The 21,893-nt window shown below is 43.0% G+C and carries 21 protein-coding genes; all 21 read right to left on the bottom strand.

The features are described from left to right. Positions 1–62 precede the first annotated feature (62 nt). The 21 genes from rbfA to HLI_RS01525 all read right to left on the bottom strand — a co-directional run bounded on the left by rbfA (position 63) and on the right by HLI_RS01525 (position 21,848). Positions 63–413 carry a 30S ribosome-binding factor RbfA gene (gene rbfA / locus HLI_RS01430; RefSeq protein WP_128522721.1) on the bottom strand — a complete coding sequence of 117 codons (351 nt, stop codon included), beginning with the start codon at positions 411–413 and terminating at the stop codon, positions 63–65. 28 nt (positions 414–441) lie between these two features. Next, entirely contained in the window at positions 442–720 is a 279-nt protein-coding gene (locus HLI_RS01435; protein ID WP_128522722.1) for a DUF503 domain-containing protein, read from the bottom strand. Next, positions 717–2,780, bottom strand: coding sequence for a translation initiation factor IF-2 (gene infB, locus HLI_RS01440; RefSeq protein ID WP_128522723.1), 2,064 nt, complete (start codon positions 2,778–2,780; stop codon positions 717–719). The genes HLI_RS01435 and infB overlap by 4 nt, the downstream gene beginning before the upstream one ends. 7 nt (positions 2,781–2,787) lie before the next feature. After that, a complete protein-coding gene (locus HLI_RS01445) occupies positions 2,788–3,102 on the bottom strand; it encodes a YlxQ family RNA-binding protein (protein WP_128522724.1) in 315 nt (104 codons plus the stop codon). Beyond that, positions 3,099–3,371 (bottom strand): RNase P modulator RnpM, encoded by a 273-nt coding sequence (gene rnpM, locus HLI_RS01450; protein WP_128522725.1) that lies wholly within the window; start codon positions 3,369–3,371, stop codon positions 3,099–3,101. The genes HLI_RS01445 and rnpM overlap by 4 nt, the downstream gene beginning before the upstream one ends. A gap of 14 nt (positions 3,372–3,385) precedes the next feature. Further along, on the bottom strand, positions 3,386–4,495 hold the full coding sequence (nusA, locus tag HLI_RS01455; protein ID WP_128522726.1) for a transcription termination factor NusA: 1,110 nt from the start codon (positions 4,493–4,495) through the stop codon (positions 3,386–3,388). 14 nt (positions 4,496–4,509) lie between these two features. Beyond that, positions 4,510–4,983, bottom strand: a complete 474-nt coding sequence (gene rimP, locus HLI_RS01460) for a ribosome maturation factor RimP (RefSeq protein ID WP_128522727.1) — start codon at positions 4,981–4,983, stop codon at positions 4,510–4,512. Between the two features lie 136 nt (positions 4,984–5,119). Next, positions 5,120–5,293 carry a hypothetical protein gene (locus HLI_RS21365; RefSeq protein WP_164908442.1) on the bottom strand — a complete coding sequence of 58 codons (174 nt, stop codon included), beginning with the start codon at positions 5,291–5,293 and terminating at the stop codon, positions 5,120–5,122. Between the two features lie 20 nt (positions 5,294–5,313). Next, the gene (locus HLI_RS01465) at positions 5,314–9,606 is read right to left on the bottom strand and encodes a PolC-type DNA polymerase III (protein ID WP_128522728.1); all 4,293 of its coding nucleotides are present in this window, start codon (positions 9,604–9,606) and stop codon (positions 5,314–5,316) included. 89 nt (positions 9,607–9,695) lie between these two features. Continuing rightward, positions 9,696–11,402, bottom strand: a complete 1,707-nt coding sequence (locus tag HLI_RS01470) for a proline--tRNA ligase (protein WP_128522729.1) — start codon at positions 11,400–11,402, stop codon at positions 9,696–9,698. An 81-nt stretch (positions 11,403–11,483) separates the two neighbouring features. Next, complete coding sequence (gene rseP / locus HLI_RS01475; protein ID WP_128522730.1) at positions 11,484–12,740, bottom strand: RIP metalloprotease RseP; 1,257 nt, start codon at positions 12,738–12,740, stop codon at positions 11,484–11,486. Positions 12,741–12,756: 16 nt separating this feature from the next. After that, entirely contained in the window at positions 12,757–13,902 is a 1,146-nt protein-coding gene (dxr, locus tag HLI_RS01480; RefSeq protein ID WP_128522731.1) for a 1-deoxy-D-xylulose-5-phosphate reductoisomerase, read from the bottom strand. Positions 13,903–13,920: 18 nt separating this feature from the next. Further along, entirely contained in the window at positions 13,921–14,721 is an 801-nt protein-coding gene (locus HLI_RS01485; RefSeq protein ID WP_128522732.1) for a phosphatidate cytidylyltransferase, read from the bottom strand. Positions 14,722–14,738: 17 nt separating this feature from the next. After that, positions 14,739–15,506, bottom strand: a complete 768-nt coding sequence (locus tag HLI_RS01490; RefSeq protein WP_128522733.1) for an undecaprenyl pyrophosphate synthase — start codon at positions 15,504–15,506, stop codon at positions 14,739–14,741. Between the two features lie 154 nt (positions 15,507–15,660). After that, positions 15,661–16,218, bottom strand: a complete 558-nt coding sequence (gene frr, locus HLI_RS01495; protein WP_128522734.1) for a ribosome recycling factor — start codon at positions 16,216–16,218, stop codon at positions 15,661–15,663. Between the two features lie 2 nt (positions 16,219–16,220). Then, positions 16,221–16,943 (bottom strand): UMP kinase, encoded by a 723-nt coding sequence (gene pyrH, locus HLI_RS01500; RefSeq protein WP_128522735.1) that lies wholly within the window; start codon positions 16,941–16,943, stop codon positions 16,221–16,223. 122 nt (positions 16,944–17,065) lie between these two features. Next, positions 17,066–17,950 carry a translation elongation factor Ts gene (gene tsf / locus HLI_RS01505; RefSeq protein ID WP_128522736.1) on the bottom strand — a complete coding sequence of 295 codons (885 nt, stop codon included), beginning with the start codon at positions 17,948–17,950 and terminating at the stop codon, positions 17,066–17,068. A 141-nt stretch (positions 17,951–18,091) separates the two neighbouring features. After that, positions 18,092–18,829, bottom strand: a complete 738-nt coding sequence (gene rpsB, locus HLI_RS01510; RefSeq protein WP_128522737.1) for a 30S ribosomal protein S2 — start codon at positions 18,827–18,829, stop codon at positions 18,092–18,094. A gap of 148 nt (positions 18,830–18,977) precedes the next feature. Then, complete coding sequence (locus tag HLI_RS01515) at positions 18,978–19,451, bottom strand: DUF6115 domain-containing protein (RefSeq protein WP_128522738.1); 474 nt, start codon at positions 19,449–19,451, stop codon at positions 18,978–18,980. Between the two features lie 246 nt (positions 19,452–19,697). Next, positions 19,698–21,056, bottom strand: coding sequence for a flagellar assembly protein A (locus HLI_RS01520; RefSeq protein WP_128522739.1), 1,359 nt, complete (start codon positions 21,054–21,056; stop codon positions 19,698–19,700). 15 nt (positions 21,057–21,071) lie between these two features. Continuing rightward, entirely contained in the window at positions 21,072–21,848 is a 777-nt protein-coding gene (locus HLI_RS01525; protein WP_128526785.1) for a FliA/WhiG family RNA polymerase sigma factor, read from the bottom strand. Between the last annotated feature and the right edge of the window lie 45 nt (positions 21,849–21,893).

Raw genomic sequence — 21,893 nt, forward strand, 5'->3', positions numbered from 1 at the left:
TTTCCACCTCTGACATAATAAATTTACACATAAAATCCGTGCTGAGTCAGCACGGATTTTTATCAACTATCCGTATCATTCAAGTCACGGAGAATAGTTTCGATACGATTTCCTTGTTCAATCGCTTCGTCAAACTCAAACATGATTTCAGGGGTTTTCCTAAGACGGATCCGCTGGCCGATTTCGGAGCGGATGAACCCTTTAGCTTTTGCTAAGCCTACTAGTGTATCATGTTTTTGTTTTTCATCTCCTAATACGGAAATATATACTTTCGCCTGTTGCAAATCACCTGTTACCTTCACTTCAGTAACAGTGACGAAGCCGACACGGGGATCTTTGATTTTTTTACTGATGATATCGCTCATCTCTTTTTTCATCTGTTCCCCGACGCGGTTCGCTCGTAAGTCATTCATGTTCATTCACCTCTTCTTAAACAAGACATCATAGCCATTCCTGGTTCGTCTCTGTGCGTTCGATCTCTGGAAAAGAATCGATGAAAGCTAAAGCCTGCTGCATCGTCTGCTCAGCGATCACTTTATCACTCGCGATCGTAACCAGCCCAAGGCGGGTACGCTGCCATAGATTTTGAAAATCCAGTTCACTGACAGCGATGTTGAATTCATTTTGGAGCCTTGTTTTGATCCGCTTCAGAACAGCACGTTTTTCTTTCAACGATTGCGCTTCATAGATGATGCAATCCACTTCTGCGCTTACAATCATGTGCGTTCAATTTCCTGCATTTCAAATGGTTCGATAATGTCACCGACTTTAATATCGTTGAAGTTCTTAATTGTAATCCCGCACTCATAACCTTTTTGCACTTCTTTAGCATCATCTTTATAACGTTTCAGAGCATCAATTTCACCTTCGTAGATGACGACACCATCACGGATGATGCGGATTCCTGAGTTACGGTTCACTTTACCTTCTGTTACATATGAACCGGCGATTGTACCGATTTTAGATACTTTGAAGATTTCACGAACTTCAACTTGCCCGATAATCTTCTCTTCATATTCAGGATCGAGCATCCCTTTCATCGCCGCTTCAATTTCTTCCATCACTTTATAAATGATGTTGTGCAGACGGATTTCTACATCCTCAGACTCTGCCGCTTTTCTAGCATTCCCATCTGGACGGACGTTAAAACCGATAACGATGGCATTGGAAGCAGAAGCCAGCGCGATATCAGATTCTGTGATAGCACCTACACCTGTGTGGATGATTTTGACTTTGACGCCTTCAACTTCAATTTTTTCTAGAGACCCTGCCAAAGCTTCAACAGACCCTTGAACGTCACCTTTGACGATCAGGTTAATATCCTTGACCTCACCTTGTTTGATCTGATCGAACAGGTCATCCAAGCTGACTCTCGCTGTTGAACTCCGATTTTCTTCTAAATGTTTCTGAGCACGTGCTTCACCGACAGATCGTGCTTTCTTCTCATCGTCGAATACTAAGAAGCGATCACCTGCTTGCGGGACATTGTTAAGACCCGTAATTTCCACAGGAGTAGACGGTCCAGCAACTTTCACCCGACGTCCGATATCGTTGACCATCGCACGTACACGACCCCATGTATTCCCGACAACTAGGGAGTCACTGACATTGAGTGTACCGTTTTGCACAAGCAATGTTGCTACAGGTCCGCGACCTTTATCCAATTCAGCTTCGATGACTGTACCATAGGCAGCACGATCAGGATTGGCATTCAGTTCTTCCATTTCAGAAACAAGCACAATCATTTCTAAAAGATTCTCGATACCCTCACCGTTAACGGCTGACATTTTGACAAATATCGTTTCACCACCGAAATCTTCGGCGATCAATTCATATTCCATCAATTCTTGCATGACGCGGTCAGGGTTAGCGCCTTCTTTATCCATCTTGTTGACAGCTACGATAATCGGGACTCCGGCAGCTTTTGCGTGACTGATGGCCTCTTTTGTTTGTGGCATGACTCCGTCATCAGCAGCAACTACCAGAATTGCGATATCTGTCACTTGCGCTCCTCGGGAACGCATACTCGTGAATGCGGCGTGACCTGGTGTATCAAGGAAAGTGATTTTCTTTTCATTTTCTTCAATTTGATAAGCACCGATATGCTGGGTAATCCCGCCTGCTTCACCTTCTGTCACTTTCGTGTTCCGGATTTGGTCAAGAAGCGTTGTTTTACCATGGTCGACGTGTCCCATAATGGTCACGACTGCCGGACGCTCTTGCAAGTCTGCAGGATCGTCATCGAATGTCATATTTTCGATGTCTGTTTCATCGACAATGACTTCTTCTTCTACTTCAACGTCATACTCTCCACAAATTAACTCGATGGAGTCAGCATCCATATCCTGGTTTTTCGTAGCCATAACCCCTAAATTCATGAGTTTTTTAATAATATCAGATGAATCTTTACCTAATTTCTCAGCCAGCTCACCAACGGTCAGGCTGCCAGAGTAGGTGATTTTCTCAGGTGTCTGATTCTTAGCCTTTTTCTGAGCTTGTGGCTGCTGTTGTGCTGGTTTTTGCTTTTTCTTGTTATTTTTCTGGTTCTTATTTGCCGGCTTTTTGTTGTCTTTCGGTTTAGCAGCATTGCCTTTTTCCTGTTTCGGTTGTTGAGGACTCTGCCCTTTTCCGAAAGCCTGATCCAATTTCTTCGCTTCATCGTCTTCTAACGTAGACATATGGTTCGTCACTTCGATATTAAGATTTTGAAGTTTTTGGATTACCTGCTTGCTAGATAGTTCATTTTTTTTGGCATATTCATATACGCGCATTTTACTCATATAATCTTCACCCCCGAATAGATTCATCGAGTAGCGATTGCAACTTTTTCGCAAATCCTTGGTCCAGAACTGCGATCGCGACTCTCCCTGCCTTTCCAATGGCTTGTGATAATGTATCTCGATCATCAACCACATAGCAGGGTATTTCATAAAAGCTGCATTTATCTGTCAGCTTTTTCTTTGTTTGTTTGCCAGTGTCATTGGCTATGAGTACCAGTTTCGCTTTACGCTTCTGAATGTCTTTGATGATCGACTCTTCCCCGAGCGTACATTTTCCTGCTCTTAGGGCCAATCCAATCAAATTCAGATAACTGCCACTCATGATTTGTCCGCCTTTATTTTAGCTTTCAATTCTTCATAGACACTTGCATCGACATTAGCTTTTAAATGACGGTTGAGCACTTGCTGCTTTTCTGCTTGTTCTATGACTTGGATATCTTTGGAGAGGTAGGCTCCCCGACCGTTCCTCTTACCTGTTTCATCCACGAATATCTCTCCGTCTTTATTGCGGACAACGCGGATAAGCTGTTGCTTGGGGACCATTTCCTGAGTAACTATACATTTTCTTAAAGGTTTTTTGGAACGGGTCATTATACTCCCCCTCCTTATTCTTCATCAAACATTTCTTCATCAAGATCAGTATCTGCGTCTGTTTCACTTTGCTCTGTTAGCATTCCTTGTTCACGAGCTTCACTTTCACTCTTGATATCGATCTTCCAACCTGTCAGCTTAGCAGCTAAACGTGCATTTTGGCCGCGTTTGCCAATAGCCAGGGACAGCTGATAATCGGGAACGATGACCGTCGTCGCTTTTTCTTCTTCATCTACGAGCACTTCAACGACCTTGGATGGACTTAATGCGTTCGAAACATACGCTACAGGGTCTTCAGACCACTGGACGATATCGATTTTTTCACCCTTCAATTCATTGACGATCGCTTGGACCCGCTGACCTCTTTGGCCGACACAAGAGCCGACTGGATCGATTTCTTGATCTTCTGCATAAACAGATATCTTAGATCGGTCACCTGCTTCACGCGCTACAGACATTACTTCAACGGTACCGTCGTAAATTTCAGGAACCTCCATCTCGAACAAGCGTTTCAATAAACCGGGATGAGTTCTGGAAACATAAATGTGTGGACCTTTGTTGCTGTTTTCAACCTTGGTCACGAACACCTTCAAACGATCATGTACTTCATAAGTTTCTGTCGGCATTTGTTCACCTTCAGGCAGGCGTGCTTCAATCTTGCCCAGGTTCACATAAACAAACCGAGGATCCTTACGCTGGATGATCCCCGTCATGACATCTTCTTCACGATCGACATACTCACCATAAATAATGCCGCGTTCCGCTTCACGGACTCGCTGTGTGACAACCTGCTTGGCAGCTTGAGCAGCAATGCGTCCAAAGTCCATCGGAGTCACTTCCACTTCAATCACATCTTCAATCTCATAATTCGGATCGATTTCTTTTGCTTCTTCAAGTGAGATTTCTTGCTGAGAATCCATGACTTCTTCAACGATTTCTTTCCTTGCTAACACTTTCATAGCACTTTCTTCTTCATTAATATCCACTCGGACATTCGTTGCGGAATTAAAGTTCTTCTTATAAGCAGATATTAGAGCTGCCTCCAGCGCTTCCAACAACAAATTCTTGTCGATGCCTTTTTCCTTTTCTAAATAATTCATGGCATCAAATAGTTCACTACTCAAAAGTCTTCTCCCCCTTAATTGAACGTAACAGCTAAATTAGCTTTGGCTATTTTCTGATACGGAATTTCAAGCTGTTTCTTTCTTGTTTTTATGCGTATTTCCACAACGGCTGTAGAATCTTCGAAAGATCTCAATGTTCCTTCAAATTCTTTTTCGCCATCGATCGGTTCGTATAACTTCATATACACATACTCACCGACGAATTTTGTGAAATCGGCTTCTGATTTCAAAGGTCGTTCAGCCCCTGGTGAAGCGACTTCCAAAAAGTAAGGAATTTCAATCGGATCTTCTTCATCCAGCTTTTCACTCAATTGTTCAGAAACTTGTCCGCATTCTTCAATGTCTACTCCACCTTCTTTATCGATGAAGACACGAAGGTACCAATTTTGTCCTTCTTTTTTATATTCGATATCAACAAGTTCCAAGTCCATTTCATCCAGAATCGGATGAACGAGCCGTTCAGTAACGGATGTAACATGATTGCTCATGCCCTTCCCTCCTTCGATCACAATGATAAATAGTAGTCATATTAGTATGGGATTTATTCGCTCATTTCATTTAAGTATCAGGACTCTCTATTTTTCAAATGTCACGAGAAACCGCTATGACAGGTATCATAGCGGTTCATCTCGCGGGCATCCAAGCCCCTGATGCATCGAAGTTTCTCCACAAGCAATAGCCTGGAATATGAAGAGAAGAGTGGGTTGCCCCACTCTTCTCTTCGTCCGTATCGCTCTTCTCACCATAAAAAATATACCATAGTTGCTTGATTTTTGCAACATAGTAGAAATGCGCCATGCTCAAGCTTCCTTATAACCTCAAAATAGAGAGAGTTGATTTTCGTCAGGCATACCTTCTAAACAACCGAAATTGTCCAGGTATTCAAGAACGGTTTTAGAAATGCGGCTGCGTTCCCTCAAATCCTGCTTAGAGAGAAACTCCCCTTCCTGACGGGCATTCACAATGTTGATCGCAGCATTCGTGCCTAATCCATCTACTGCATTGAACGGAGGAATCAATTCATTATCTTCCACCAGGAAGTCTGTAGCACTCGAACGATATAAATCGACGTTCTTGAATCCATACCCTCTCTCACACATTTCCAGCGAGATTTCCAGGACTGTGAGCAGACTTTTCTCTTTAGGTGTGGCATCCAAACCTTTGGCTTGAATCTCTTCTATCCGACTGCGGATGGCTGCAGATCCTTTCACCATTGTATCGAGTTCAAAATCACTCGCTCTAACAGTGAAGTAGGCGGCATAGAAGTATATCGGGTAATGTACCTTGAAATATGCAATCCTCACCGCCATTAATACATAAGCAGCGGCGTGTGCTTTCGGGAACATGTATTTGATTTTCTTACAAGAATCAATGTACCAGTCCGGGACCCCGTGTTTCTTCATTTCTTCGATCCACTCATCCTGAAGCCCACGACCTTTACGGACAAATTCCATGATTTTGAAGGCTAAGGAAGGTTCAAGACCCTTGTGCATCAAATACACCATGATATCATCACGGCATCCAATCACTTCCGGCAGTGTACATATCCCATCATTTATCAGCTGTTCAGCATTGCCCAGCCATACGTCTGTGCCGTGTGACAGTCCTGAGATGATGACTAGTTCAGCAAACGTCTTCGGTTTTGTGTCTTCAAGCATTTGCCGAACGAACCTTGTTCCGAATTCCGGAACTCCTAAGGTACCGGTTTTACACATGATTTGATCAGCGTTTACACCAAGGGCTTCTGGTCCACTGAATATTTTCATGACTTCAGCGTCATCCACTGGTATTTCTTTTTGGTCAATGCCACTGAGGTCTTGGAGCATCCGGATCACGGTTGGATCATCGTGCCCTAGAATATCCAATTTCAACAAATTGTCATGGATAGAATGGAAGTCAAAGTGTGTCGTTTTCCATTCAGACTTTGTATCATCAGCAGGAAACTGGATAGGGGAGAAATCATAGATTTCCATATCGTCAGGCACGACTATGATGCCTCCAGGGTGCTGCCCGCTTGTTCGTTTGACACCTGTACAACCATGAACCAGACGGTCGATTTCTGCGTTTTTATATTGCAGCTGATGGTCACCGGCATACCCTTTCACATACCCATAGGCGGTTTTTTCAGCAATGGTACCGATCGTTCCGGCCCGATAGACACTGTCTTCTCCAAAAAGTTCTTTGGTATAGTTGTGGGCGTGTGGCTGGTATTCTCCTGAGAAGTTCAAATCGATATCGGGAACTTTATCTCCTTTGAAACCAAGGAATGTTTCAAACGGGATATCCTGTCCATCCTTTTTCAATGGAGTGCTGCAATTCGGACATTCCTTCTCCTCTAAATCAAAACCACTTCCGACAGAACCGTCAGTGAAAAACTCATTAAACTGACAAGACGGACATACGTAATGAGGCGGCAGTGGATTGACTTCTGTAATATCTGTCATCGTAGCAACGAACGACGAACCTACAGAACCCCGTGACCCGACAAGGTAACCATCCTCCAAAGATTTGGTCACAAGCTTTTGGGAAATCAAGTAAATGACGGCAAAACCGTTCCCGATAATACTATCAAGCTCTTTCTCCAAACGTTTCACGATCAGTTCAGGAATATCATCACCATAAATGCTTCTTGCTTTGTTATAAGACATTTCGCGGATCTCCTGATCAGCACCTTCGATGTTCGGTGTATAAAGGTCATCTTTTACCGGCGAGACCTCACCGATCTGAGCAGCGATTTTCTTTGTGTTGGCAACGACTACTTCTTTCGCTTTTTCCTCTCCTAGAAAGGATAACTCCTCAAGCATTTCATTGGTCGTTTTGAAATGGACCTCCGGCAGCGTTTGACGGTTCAGCGGGTTACCATTTTGGGATGAAATCAATATTTGTCTGTACTGCTTTTCATGTGGCTCCACATAATGGGTATTGCCAGTAGCTGCGACAGTTTTGCCCAATCGCTCAGCCATGCGGACAAGCCGTTTCAATATATCTAATATTTGCGCTTCGGTTTGGACAAGATCTTTCTCTACCAGGTGTTTATAGTTACCCGGAGGCTGGATTTCAATATAGTCATAAAAATCAGCGACCTTCTCTGCTTCTTCCTCCGACTTCTGCATGATTGTTTCAAATACTTCTCCTTTATCACACCCGGACCCGACCAGGATACCTTCACGATATTTCGTCAACAAAGACCTGGGAATTCTCGGCACACGATAAAAGTAGTTCACATGGGCTTCTGAAACCAGACGGTATATGTTTTTCAACCCGGTACTGTTCGTAGCAAGTAAAGTGCAGTGAGAAGGTCTTGAACGCTGATACGCTTTTCCTTCTCCCATATAATCATTCAAATTCTTATGATTAGTGATTTCTCGATCCATCGCTTTCTTCACTAACTTCCAAAGCAAATAGCCGGTCGCTTCCGCATCATAGATAGCCCTATGGTGCTGTGTCAATTCTATATCGAACTTTTTACACAATGTATTCAATCGATGGTTTTTAAGTTCAGGAACTAAGAAGCGCGCAAGTTCTAATGTATCAATAACAGGGTTCTTCGCTTTCCCATAGTCGATAGACTGATATCCTGCGTTTAGGAAGCCCATATCGAAACTGGCGTTGTGCGCAACGAGAATGTCATCTGCACTCCATTGATGGAAATCCTTTAGCACTTCTGCAATTTCCGGAGCGTCCTTGACCATGTCGTCGGTTATCCCTGTTAGATCAATGGTAGTTTGAGACAGGGGCTGGTGAGGGTTCGCAAAAGATTCGAAGCGGTCAATAATTTCACCAGCCTTGATTTTGACGGCAGCCAGTTCAATGATTTTGTCATAAACAGCTGAAAGTCCTGTCGTTTCCACGTCGAAAACGACATAAACAGCTTCTTCCAAGTCACGATCCTGCTCTTCATACGCAATCGGTACACCATCATCAACAAGATTCGCTTCCACACCATATATGATTTTGACTCCATTCTTTTCCCCAGCTGCATGGGCATCTGGATAAGCTTGGACGACAGCGTGGTCTGTAATAGCAATGGCTTCATGACCCCAGTCGGCTGCTTTTTGAATCAGCCGGGATGGAGAGACCGGTGCATCCATCGCACTCATCGTGGTATGAGCATGAAGTTCGATACGTTTTTCGCCTTCAGGTGCATCATCTCCGCGAAGTTTAGGTTTTACTTCGTTGATGTCATTCGCCATCATCGTAAGCTCATTTGTGAAATTATCCGTCTGGATTCCTCCACGTGCTTTGACCCACATCCCCTGCTTCACATGTTTGAACAGATCGGCATGATCATCTCCACGGGAAAACATTTTTATCGAGAAGGAATCGCTGTAATCAGTTACTTTCAATAAGAGTAAATGTCTGCCGGACCGGAGTTCCTTGACTTCAGCATCAAACACATATCCCTGGACAGCGATTTTGCGTTCTTCTTCCTGGATCGTTTCCATCATGACGATTTCATCCTGGATCTTATACCCGATTTCCAATGGCCCTTTCGGTTTTGTATCATCTTTATCTTTCGCCCGTTCTTCTTGTTCCTTCACTGCTTGTTGAACGAGGATTTTATCTTCTTTTTGACGTTCTTCCTGGAACCTCTTGATTTCCTCCTGCTCTTCCTTCACCCTTGTCGATAACATGAATGGTGGTAAGCCGGAACAAGAACAATATTCTTTAAAAGGTTCCTCTAATTTCTTTTGAACCGCATGACTTTCAGCTAAGTTCCTGCAAGTTAACATAATCTTATTCCCGTTTACTTCGGGCTGTTGTTCTAATAACAAATCTTTGTAGCCGGGAGTCAAATCTGTCAACGTTTTAATAAACCCCTGCCAATACTCCACTACATCTGTTTCTACTACTTCTTTCTGGTCCGTCTCAATCGTCCAGGAAACCTCTGCAATAGCTCTGAATGCTGTTTTCAGTTTACTCGTAAAAAGTTCATAGACCGATGGGGGTAATGGTTTCGGCATATGAAAATGAAAGTGCCACACTTTTTTCTCACGATAAACGACCAGCTTCTGCATACTGCTGTCTTTAAAATGAGGTTCAATCAGATCATGTGGAAACTGGATTTGTTCCAGTAAATAGTGCATCTTTTCCTGATTGCTCACACTCAAATTGATTCCTCCTCTATCCTTCTCTACGCATCTAATCATGGAAATACCCTTGCTTTACATGTTCCAGCAAGGGTATTTCCGTTGAACGATTATTTTCCTTTGTACCAATCGTTTACATATTCTGTAATTCCGCTCGATTCAACATCCGATTGTTCCCCTGTCGCTCTATCCTTCACTTCAACCATACCTTCCGCCGCACGCTTACCTACGGTGATTCTCAAAGGAATACCGAACAGATCACTATCGGCGAATTTGACGCCAGCACGTTCTTTACGATCATCATATAAAACTTCGATGCCAGCTTCAAGAAGTGTCTCATAAAGATCATCTGCCAATTCTTTCTGGTCTTCCTTTTTCGGATTCATGGAGAGCAGGTGAACCTGGTATGGAGCAATTTTTGCCGGCCATGTAATCCCGCGTTCATCATGATACTGCTCTACAATAGCTGCCAAGGTGCGGGAAACTCCTATTCCGTAAGAGCCCATGATCATTGTTTTCGCTTTACCCTGGTCGTTAAGGAACGTGGCATTCATGCGTTCAGAATAAAATTCCCCAAGCTTGAAGACGTGACCGACCTCAATTCCCCGAGCAAACTTGATTACCCCCTGCCCGTCTGGCGAAGGATCTCCTTCCTGGATGAATCTGAGATCTGCATATTGGTGGACTTGGAAATCTTCACCAGGAGTGGCATTTGTATAATGATATCCTTCTTCATTCGCACCGCAGGAAGCATTCGTCAGTGCTTCTACTGCATGATCTGCCACCACTTCAACTTCTTCGGGAACATCTACCGGACCTAAAGAGCCAAATCCAGTTCCCAACAACCGTTTTGTATCTTCTTCAGAGGCAAGTTCAACAATGTCTGCATTATACAAATTCTTCAGCTTCACATCATTTACTTCGTGGTCCCCCCGCGTAACTGCCATGACAAACTGATCGTCAACTTGGAACATGATCGACTTCAAACCTTCACGAAGCTCATGACCTAAATAATCCGCTACATCCTTCATCGTTTTCTTATCTGGTGTTTCTGTTTTCTTCATCGTTAATGGGGATTCATTGGTCTTTTTGTACTCTGCAGCCACGGGAGCCATTTCTATGTTTGCGGCATAGCGGGAAGTATCTGAATATGCGATCACATCTTCTCCAACTTCAGATAAAACCATGAATTCGTGTGTATCCTTTCCGCCCATCGCGCCTGAATCAGCAATGACTGCTCGGAAATTGAGACCACAACGGCGGAAGACATTTGAATAGGCATCAAACATCTTCTGATAGGTTTCATCCAAACTTTCGTATGATTCGTTGAACGAATAAGCATCTTTCATAAGGAATTCACGACCCCGCAACAAACCGAACCGTGGGCGTGCCTCATCGCGGAATTTATTTTGTATTTGGAAGACTGTTATTGGTAACTGCTTATAGCTCTTGACTTCATTGCGAACTATGCTTGTAATCACTTCTTCGTGAGTTGCACCCAATGCAAACTCCCGCTGATGACGGTCGTTGATTCGCATCAGTTCTGATCCGAATGTCGTCCATCGTCCCGTTTCTTTCCAGAGTTCAGATGGTTCAAGAGCAGGCATAGCCATCTCGTGGGCACCGATTTTCTCCATTTCTTCACGTACAATACTCTCTACTTTGCTGAGGACGCGGCGTCCGATTGGTAAAAAGCTATAAATTCCTGATGCAATTTGACGTATGTAACCAGCGCGAACGAGGAACTGATGACTCTTGATTTCTGCATCTGCTGGATTTTCTTTTAAAGTTGGGATTAACATATGACTTTGTCTCATAACATGCACCTCAGTTCAAAATTAATAAAAGAAGCTAGAAGCCTAGGAAACCTATCACCTTAGGACTTCCAGCTATAGATTTCATAAGAATAACCGTTGAATATCGTTCCATGTGACCACAAGCATCAATAACATCAATAACGCAAAACCGATAAAATGAACAATTCCCTCTTTCTGGGGATCGATCGGCTTACCTCTGACGCCTTCAAGACCGACGAATAACAGCCGTCCGCCATCAAGTGCAGGAAGAGGTAATAAGTTGACGATTCCTAAATTGATACTCAGAATGGATGTCCACATGACAAAATTCGTAAAACCAGTTTGGACCACCTGATCTGTTGCATCATAGATTCCTACAGGCCCTGATAACATATCAAGAGAGAACTGGCCTGTCACCAGCTTGCCTAAATTCGTTAATATCATTGCAGACCACTCGTAGGTTTGCGTGAATCCGAAAGTCAGCTTTTTAGTGAATGATTCTTCAAAAGCCCTCGCTACACCCACTTGACCTATTGTTCGATCGCGATCCTCAATAGCAGCTGGAGTAATATCCAATTGCTGTGTTTGTCCGGAGCGGCTGATCGTCAAAGTCACCTCTTCATCTGGGTGGTCCCGGATCACTGTCGTGAATTCTTCCCATGTGCTTACAGATTCACCATCAACGGCGATCACTTCGTCCCCAGCCATCAGTCCAGCTTGTTCCGCAGGGGTGCTCTCTTGTATTTCTCCCAGCTTAGCTTCATTAGACGGTACGCCCTGGATAAAGCCTAAAACCGTGAACAGCAGGATAGCCAGGACAAAATTCATCAATGGACCTGCGAATAGCTGCATCGCCCGCTGGGGAACTGATTTCGAAGCGAATTGGCGGTTATAAGGAGCGATCTGTGTTTCTTTTTCATCCATTACGAACATCGCTTTAGGATCGACTTCAAAAAACAGCTTTTCATCTTCATCCACTTCATATCCTTCAATGACGAGTCTGTGATCAAGATCGGCTCTTTCCACCTCAATCACTCGTGCATGAGGATGCTTGGATTTATTGTTAACGACAATACGATTCACTTTGCCTTCATCATTGAATTCAAGAGCAATATGATGACCTGCTTTCAACTCAACGATTTCAGGATCTTCCCCTGCGACACGTACGTAACCGCCGATAGGTAACAAACGGATCGTGTACAGGGTCTCATTTCTTGTGAAAGCAAAAATCTTCGGTCCAAATCCTATTGCAAATTCACGCGCCAGCATTCCTGCACGTTTGGCAAAAATAAGATGCCCCCACTCGTGTACGAACACCAAAAGTCCGAACATGAGTATAAACGCAATAACTGTAGTCAAATGAAGCACCTTCCTTTTAATTTAAATGGAAACGGACGCTCTTTCTAGTTTCCTCATCAATAGAAATTATGGTAGACAAGTCCGGGTTATGAATCCTATCATGATTTTCCAGCGCTTGTTCAATGTATTTTTCAATATCCAGGAAAGAAATTTTCCCTTCCAGGAACAATTGCACGGCTTCTTCGTTAGCAGCATTCAATACTGTAGGCATAGACCCACCGGCTTTCCCAGCCTCAAAAGCCATCCGCAGACAAGGGAAGCGCTCCATATCCATTCTCTCAAAGTTCAGTGTGGCAATATCTTCTAGGTTGAGATGTTCTGTAATCGGAAGATCCAGACGTTCAGGGTATGTCAGTGCATATTGTATCGGCACCTTCATATCAGGTGTACCCAGCTGGGCAATGATATTCCGATCCACATACTCCACCATCGAATGTATGACACTTTCTCTATGAAGAATAACATGAATTTGTTCGTAAGGCACATCAAAAAGCCAGTGTGCCTCTATGACCTCAAGACCTTTATTCATCATTGAAGCTGAATCCACAGTGATCTTTGCTCCCATACTCCAGTTGGGATGATTTAAAGCATCCTGGACAGAGACGCCTGCCAATTCTTCACGGCTTTTATCACGGAAGCTTCCACCTGAAGCCGTTATGATCAACTTCTGGATATCACTTTTCTTTTCTCCATTTAATGACTGGTAAATGGCTGAGTGCTCGCTGTCAACCGGTAAAAGCTCAACTTGATGCTTGCGAGCCTCCTCCATGACAAGGTGGCCGGCTGTCACTAATGTTTCTTTGTTTGCGATAGCAATGATTTTCTTTGCTTGAATAGCTTTCAATGTGGCAGGTAACCCCACACTCCCCATCACTGCATTAACGACCACATCAACAGAATCGGCAATACTGGCTTCAATTAAACCTTCTCCGCCGCAAAATACTTGTTGATGGTCGATTTCTTTATTTAATTTCACTTTAGTCGCTTCATCCTGGACGACAATGATAGTTGGTTTGAACTCACGGATCAAAGGCAGAGCTTTTTCTATATTTCTCCCGAAGGCCATAGCATAAAGAGAAAATTGCTCAGGGTGTAACCGAATGACCTCAAGAGTTTGAATCCCGATAGATCCTGTAGCTCCCAATAATGATACTTGTTTCATCTTAGATTCCCCTCTCGTTTACGCAGCAATGAAGTTGATGAGGTGAAGGATCGGCAGTATGAAAATAAGACTATCAAACCGATCTAGCACTCCTCCATGACCTGGTAAAATCTTACCTGAATCTTTGACGGCATAATGCCGTTTGAAAGCAGATTCGACTAAGTCTCCGATTTGACCGGCAATAGATACCAGAATCGTCACAAGCAAGACGACGATGAGAGAGTGATCGAGTGGATAGAAATATTGAAATAAAACCGCCACTATACAGGCAAGGACAATGCCGCCTACTGAACCTTCGATTGTTTTTTTAGGACTGATCTGCGGCCAAAGCTTGTGCTTTCCGAGTGAGCGGCCGAACAGGTATGCGCCGGTATCAGTGGCCCAGACAATAAATAATGCAAAGAAGATATACTCCAAGCCGCTTGACCTTGTTTCCATCAAATAATTGAAGCCCATGCCGATGTATATCGCAGACAGAAGGAGGAATCCTGCATCATCAAATGTGAAACGGTTTTTCACCAAAACGGTATAACTCAGTAATATCAAGACAGCAAGCAATGTGATCTCTGATTTTGTAATGATGTTACCGATTTCCACAGATCCGTCGAGGACTTCATAAGGGAACATTAAAGCCCACATCAAGACAAGACCAAGGCCGGACGCTACGGAATACCTTGCGATTTTTTTCATGCGTACTAATTCCAATAAGGCAATGCTCGCTATTAAGTAAACAAATATTTTAAAAGGCCATCCTCCGAGCATGACAATCGGTATAAAAATTAGTGCTGCAACAACTGCTGTAATTGTTCTTTGTTTCATAAATTTTATTTCACACCTTATACTCCGCCGTATCGACGTTTGCGATTTTGGAAATCATAGAGAGCCTTTTCAAAGTGACTCTCATTGAAGTCAGGCCAATATACTTCGGTAAACCAAAACTCTGCATAAGCCAACTGCCACAGTAAAAAGTTACTCAGCCTTTGTTCACCACTTGTACGAATCAATAAATCCGGTTCGATCAATTCAGAAGTATAGAGCTCTGAAGAGAAAAGTTCTTCATCTATGTCTGAAGTTTCCAATTCTCCATCTTTGACTTTTGATGCTATTTGCTTGACTGCATGGACCATCTCGAAGCGGCTTCCATAATTCAGAGCAAAATTAAGAATAAGCCCATCATTATGCTTTGTTTTCTCCATCGCTTCTTGGACCGCCTTTTGAGTATGAGACGGTAAAACTCCGAAGTCACCGATCGTGCGGACTTGAACATTCCTCTCAATCAGTTCAGGCAAATATGTATTTAAAAAATCTACAGGTAACTTCATTAAGAAGTCTACCTCATTTTTAGGACGTTTCCAATTTTCTGTAGAGAAAGCGTAAAGTGTAAGGACCTTCACCCCGGCATCTGAAGCATAACGTACAATACGCTTCACGACACTCATGCCCTCTTTGTGACCAGCAATCCGAGGCATCCCTCTATTCTTCGCCCAGCGTCCGTTCCCATCCATAATGATGGCAACGTGTTGAGGCAAATGGTTATAATCAAGTCCTAGAGGCTGTGATTGTGGTTGTTTTTTACTTTTGGTAAATGGAAACTTGATTGGCATGTTTAATCCTCCAGTCCGTTTCTTCCATCTTACTATTATATACTAAAATCGTACAATATGCCGAGCCCTTATGAAAGGTACAAAATTAAAACCGCGCTGCCAAACATCTACAGCGCGGCTCATACACCTTATGGCATATTCAGAAAGAAGAAACTTAAACTTCCATGATTTCTTCTTCTTTAGTTTTAGATAGTTGATCGATCTTATCTACGTTCTGATCTGTGACTTTCTGAACATCATCTTGGAAAGAACGAAGATCGTCTTCTGTCAAGTCTCCGTCTTTCTCCATTTTCTTCAAACGGTCATTGGATTCACGGCGAATGTTACGGACCTGTACTTTCGCTTCTTCGGAGTACTTCCCGACTACTTTCGCAAGATCTTTACGGCGTTCTTCTGTCAGTGCTGGGATATTAATGCGAACAACATTACCATCACTGGAAGGAGACAATCCTAGATCAGCTTTTTGAATCGCTTTTTCGATTTCAGCAATCGCTGACTTATCATATGGTGTAATGACAAGTAAACGAGGCTCCGGTGCGGATACTTGTGCGAGTTGCTTCATTGGAGTCGCAGCACCATAGTAATCCACATAAACGTTATCGAGAATAGCAGGATTTGCACGACCTGCTCTTACTGTAGCAAGCTGACGAGAGAAAGCTTGTACTGCTTGTTCCATTTGTTGTTTCGTTTCATTAATCACGGCTTCAGACATGATTATTTCCCCCTTACAATGGTTCCAATATTTTCGCCCATTACGGCCTTCTTGATATTTCCGTCTTCTGTAATAGAGAATACCAATAAATCGATATCGTTGTCCATACATAACGATGATGCTGTAGAATCCATAACTCCTAAACCTTCGTTAAGAACATCCATGTAGGAAAGTTCATCGTATTTCACTGCATCTTCATTAATTTTCGGGTCGTCCGTATAGACTCCGTCCACATTGTTTTTTGCCATCAGGATGACATCAGCTTCTACTTCAGCTGCTCTGAGAGCTGCGGTTGTGTCTGTCGAGAAGTACGGGTTACCTGTACCTGCGGCGAAAATCACCACCCGTTTCTTCTCTAAATGACGGATCGCTTTTCTCCGAATATATGGTTCCGCTACTTGTCTCATTTCGATAGAAGTTTGGACACGGGTTGGGATACCTACGTTTTCCAGGCTGTCTTGAAGGGCCAGAGAATTCATGACAGTCGCGAGCATTCCCATATAGTCAGCATTGGCACGGTCCATACCCATTTCGGCTCCGACCTTCCCACGCCATATGTTCCCGCCGCCAACTACGACTGCGACCTCTACCCCAAGTTCAGCTACTTCTTTGACTTGACGAGAGACTGATTTGATAATGCTGGGTTCCAATCCGAATCCAGCTTCCCCACTCAAAGCCTCTCCACTTAGTTTCAATACAATCCGACGATAGCGAGCAGTTGTCATAGTAACCTCCCGTGTGTTTTGCTATTCTTATATTCGCTTTTTTTGCTCATAGGGTGCTATGCAACTATGTAGCATTTTTGAAAATAGGGAACACCGACAGTGTCCCCTATTCTTTACTATCATTATTTTTTAACTTGGCTCATCACTTCATCAGCAAAGTTTTCTTCGCGTTTTTCCATACCTTCGCCAACTTCGAAACGTTCGAAACCAGTGATTTTACCACCGGCAGAAGCTACGAATTGCTTAACTTTCTGGTCTGGATCTTTAACGAAGCTTTGGTCTAACAAGCAAATCTCTTCGAAGAATTTATTCAAACGACCTTCTACCATTTTCTCTACGATGTTTTCTGGCTTGCCTTCATTCATCGCTTGAGTCTTCAGCATTTCGCGCTCACTGTTCGCCTCTTCTTCAGGAATCTCATCGCGAGAAACATAACGAGGGTTCACAGCCGCTACGTGCATGGCAATGTCTTTCGCAGCTGTTTCGTCAGTGGAACCTTCAAGGACAGTAAGAACACCAATGTTCCCACCCATGTGAAGGTAAGCACCAAACGCGTCATTATCCGTTTTCTCTTTGATGACAAAACGACGAAGAGAAAGTTTCTCACCGATTTTTGCTACACGATCAGTAATGTAGCTGCTAAGTACTTCTCCATCACCATGAAGTTTTTGTTCAAGAGCTTCTTCGACTGTTGCAGGCTTTTGAGATACCAGGTGTTGGCCTAGATCTTTCAGAAGTTGTTTGAACGTGTCGTTTTTCGTTACGAAGTCTGTTTCACAGTTCACTTCGAAAAGGACAGCCGTGTTACCGGAAATTTCAATAGCAGCGGAACCTTCAGCAGCAATACGATCTGCTTTTTTCTGTGCTTTAGAGATACCTTTTTCGCGCAACCATTCGATTGCTTTGTCCATGTCACCATCGTTTTCAGTCAGTGCTTTTTTACAGTCCATCATTCCAGCACCTGTTTTTCCACGAAGTTCTTTTACCATTTTTGCATTTATAGCCATTGTAATGCCTCCTTATTAATATACAAGTGAGAATAGCGCGAGCCTCCTACCGAATTTGGTTACGGCAGAGCTGAATGATAAAGGAAATACCCTTTAAAAAAGGTGATAAAGGTATACCCCCTTATCACCTTTAGACCCTTCTTACTCTTGAGCAGCTTCTACTGCAGCTTCTGTTTCTTCAGTTGTTTCTGTTTCTTCCCCTTGTTTAGCTTCAAGTACAGCATCAGCCATTTTTGAAGTCAACAATTTAACAGCACGGATTGCGTCATCGTTCGCTGGGATGACATAATCGATTTCATCTGGATCACAGTTTGTATCAACGATACCTACAACTGGAATATTCAATTTATGAGCTTCAGCAATTGCGATACGCTCTTTACGAGGATCGATGATGAACATTGCGTCCGGAAGTTTCTTCATTTCTTTAATACCGCCAAGGAATTTCTCAAGACGATCTTTTTCTTTAAGCATATCAACTACTTCTTTTTTAGGAAGTACGTCGAAAGTACCGTCTTCATCCATACGTTCGATATCTTTCAAACGATTGATACGTTTGCGGATAGTTTCAAAGTTAGTAAGCGTTCCACCCAACCAACGTTGGTTGATATAATACATGCCGCAACGAGTTGCTTCGTCACGCACTGTATCCTGCGCTTGTTTTTTTGTTCCTACGAAAAGAATGTTACCACCGTCAGCAGCGACATCTTTCACATAGTTGAATGCTTCATCCACCTTTTTGACTGTCTTTTGCAGGTCGATGATATAAATACCGTTACGCTCTGTGAAGATGTACTTCTTCATCTTCGGGTTCCAGCGACGGGTTTGGTGTCCAAAATGAACACCAGCTTCTAATAGCTGTTTCATAGAAATTACAGACATGATAATTCCTCCTGTTTGGTTTTTTTAGTATCCTCCGCCTCATTCATTTCCTTCTGTGAACTCTTTAATAAAAGAGCAACCTCACTGAAGAATCCAAAGGCGTGTGTATTGACACCGTCAGTAAATATACCATAAGAGTCAGGTGTGTTCAAGTTTTTTTGTTACTTTTTTGATGAAATTTGTAAAGAAGCTCAACCTCAGTTTTACCTTTATTGAGTTGCTTGGCGATCTCTTCTATAGTATAACCTTCTTTTTTTAATTCAAAAACTTGAGAATGAATCGATGGTTGATATACTTCTCCGTCTTCAACGGGTTCCGGCGGTGTATAATCTTTACTCTCAGAGACTTCCATTGTTTCATCCGTTTCCTTAGAGTTTGATTCCATCACATGCGCTTCAGCTTCCTGCTTATCTTTTTTCTGGGTGACCCATTCCCCCATACGCCTGTTTTCTTCTTTGATTTCCATTAGATAAGAAGTGAATAGATCCTCTATTTCAGAAGCCACTTGTTTCTGTCTAAGTTCCAGTTCTTCTGCTTGCCTTACTTTTTTCATCATGGCAAACAACGCCATAACTAATACACCATCTATTATGAAACTGACTACCAATAAAAAAACAGTCATTCAATCACCCTCTCTCCTTCATTTTCATAATTTATGTAATTGTGTTCTCTTCAGGATTTCTTAACAATTTCACGGTCAGCTGAGGAGGGGGCACCGCTTTTAAAGAATCCTAAGTGGGAAATCAGTTAGGGAGGGGCTTGTGGTGAATCATTCAGAGCGGGGAGTCTCCGTCGGGATGTGACTTAGTTCCCTGCCAACAACCATCCTATTGTAAAAAAATGCCCGGATAAGATTCAGGCCGTCTACTTATCTATTTGCTTTAATTACGATTTCACCACTATCCAAGATCATATGAACATCTGTATGATCTACATCGACACGAAGAACATACTTTCCGAATCCTACATTAGTGAAAGCATGTATATTTTTTACTGCTTTTAAATAAGCATCATCCAAATCCCCAATGGAAGAATTCATAGACTTCATTTGCTCAGCAAGTTCATAGATTTCTTCTTCATTATTCTCCAGAGAACTTCTCTGTCTTAAAGAAGTAATGCGTTCTTTAGCTGAAAGTTCACCTTGCTTGAGGCGCTTTCGTTCCAGGGATTTTCCTATTTGTACGAGCTTTTCCTTTTGCTCCATCTTTGCTTTTAATGTTTGATTGAGCTTCATTTGCTTCTCTTCTACTTTTTTGTTCACTCCAATGTAAATGCCGGTCGGGGTATGCATACGGTTGCCTATGGATTGAGCTTCTACACGATTCCCTGCTGAGGTTGTGCCTCCTATGATATTCCCCTTTTGGCAGTATACACTGCGGTGGGCAACACACTGGCTATGTAAAGCGGAATTTTCAACAAATAAATCTTGTCCGGCTTCTACAACCGCTTGATTGATGTAGCCGATACGAACATCCTCACCAGCGGTAATCCTTGCCTTCCCTAACCCTGAAACCCCGTCAGAAATATGAACAGAACCTCCAGCTGAAAGTTCAGCAGCTTCTACCATTCCATAAACGGTTATATCACCTGCAGCTTTCACTTTATATCCTGTCGGGACGTTGCCTCTGATTGCAATGGAGCCGATAAAATCAAGGTTGCCTGTATGTAAATCCAAGTCCCCTCGAACTTCAAATAGCGGCTGCACTTGAATCGCCCGATCCTTATAACTCAACTGACCATCTATTTCAGCGTAAAAGCCTGCTTCTTTCTCATCGTAGGTCGTGTTTTTTCCAGCACGTAGGTTCGGTGTTTTTCCTGGCTTCTGTTGAACGGCCTCGCCGAAAACATTTTTTCCTGGCACACCTGAGGTATGAGGTTCGATACGAGCAATTCGATCTCCTTTTGAAACTGACGGAATAGCAATAATGTCTCGGAAGCTGGCCTTCTCTTCTTGATCGACTTCCATTGTCATAGGTTTGTCAAATATGATGCGCCCATTTTCTCCATCTACCGGCTCTATCCCTTTGGCGACAAGGACTTCCACCTCTGTGAGTGGTGGTTCTTCCACTAACATCCGAATGACCTCTTCTTTGATACCAAAAGTGATGCCCTCACCCTTAAGGAGATCCGACAGCACTTGTTCTGTAACGGAGTCCACGGAGGAAAAATGAATGACAGCTTCCATCTTATCTGGTGAAACAATAACCTTATATTCTTCCTGCTGCATCAATCTTCCTCCCTTTTATACATCCATCATACCTTTCAATGCATGCTTAAGTTTGAAGATAGCTTTTGCATGGATTTGTGAAATTCGAGATGTTGTCAATTCCATAACATGACCGATTTCTGTAAGTGTTAACTCCTCATGATAAAACAAACTGATGACGAGTTTTTCCTTTTCATTCAATTGATCGATTTCTACTGCTAATTCCTTATAATTCTCTTGCTTAACGATTGATTCAGAGGGTGTATGTGACTGATCATCCGGGATGGAGTATCCGATCCCTTCTTTATGATCTTCACTTCCGTCTTTCGGTTTTTCTTCCATTGAAAGAACATTGGAAAATAAAGAATCTTTTACGGTTTCTTCTATTTCCTGCTGGCTCAAATTGAGCTCATCAGCGATTTCTTTGGATGTAGCCGGCCGCTGCAGCTGCTGCTCCAGTTGCTCAGCCATCTGCTCGATTTTTTTTGAGCGATCTCTTACCGATCTTGGCAGCCAATCCTCTTTTCTTAATCCATCCATGATTGAACCTCTGATCCGGAATGAAGCATAGGTGTCGAATTTCAAATCCCTTGTGCGGTCGAACTTCTTCAATGCATCATACAGGCCTAACATTCCCAGGCTTCTAACATCATCTTTACTCACACTTTTCGGAAGGTGCGCAGAAATTCTCTGCACATGATAACTCACTAAATAATCATATAGTTGAACTAAATGATTCGCAGCTTCTCCATCCTGTTCCGTTGTCCATAAATCCCACCAATGTTGTTCCTGAGGAGATAAACAGCTGGCCATTGTAATCATCCCCGCTCCTTTATTCATTGAATATTTTTAACTATC

It is taken from the genome of Halobacillus litoralis, assembly GCF_004101865.1.
Lineage (GTDB): Bacteria > Bacillota > Bacilli > Bacillales > Halobacillaceae > Halobacillus > Halobacillus litoralis_A.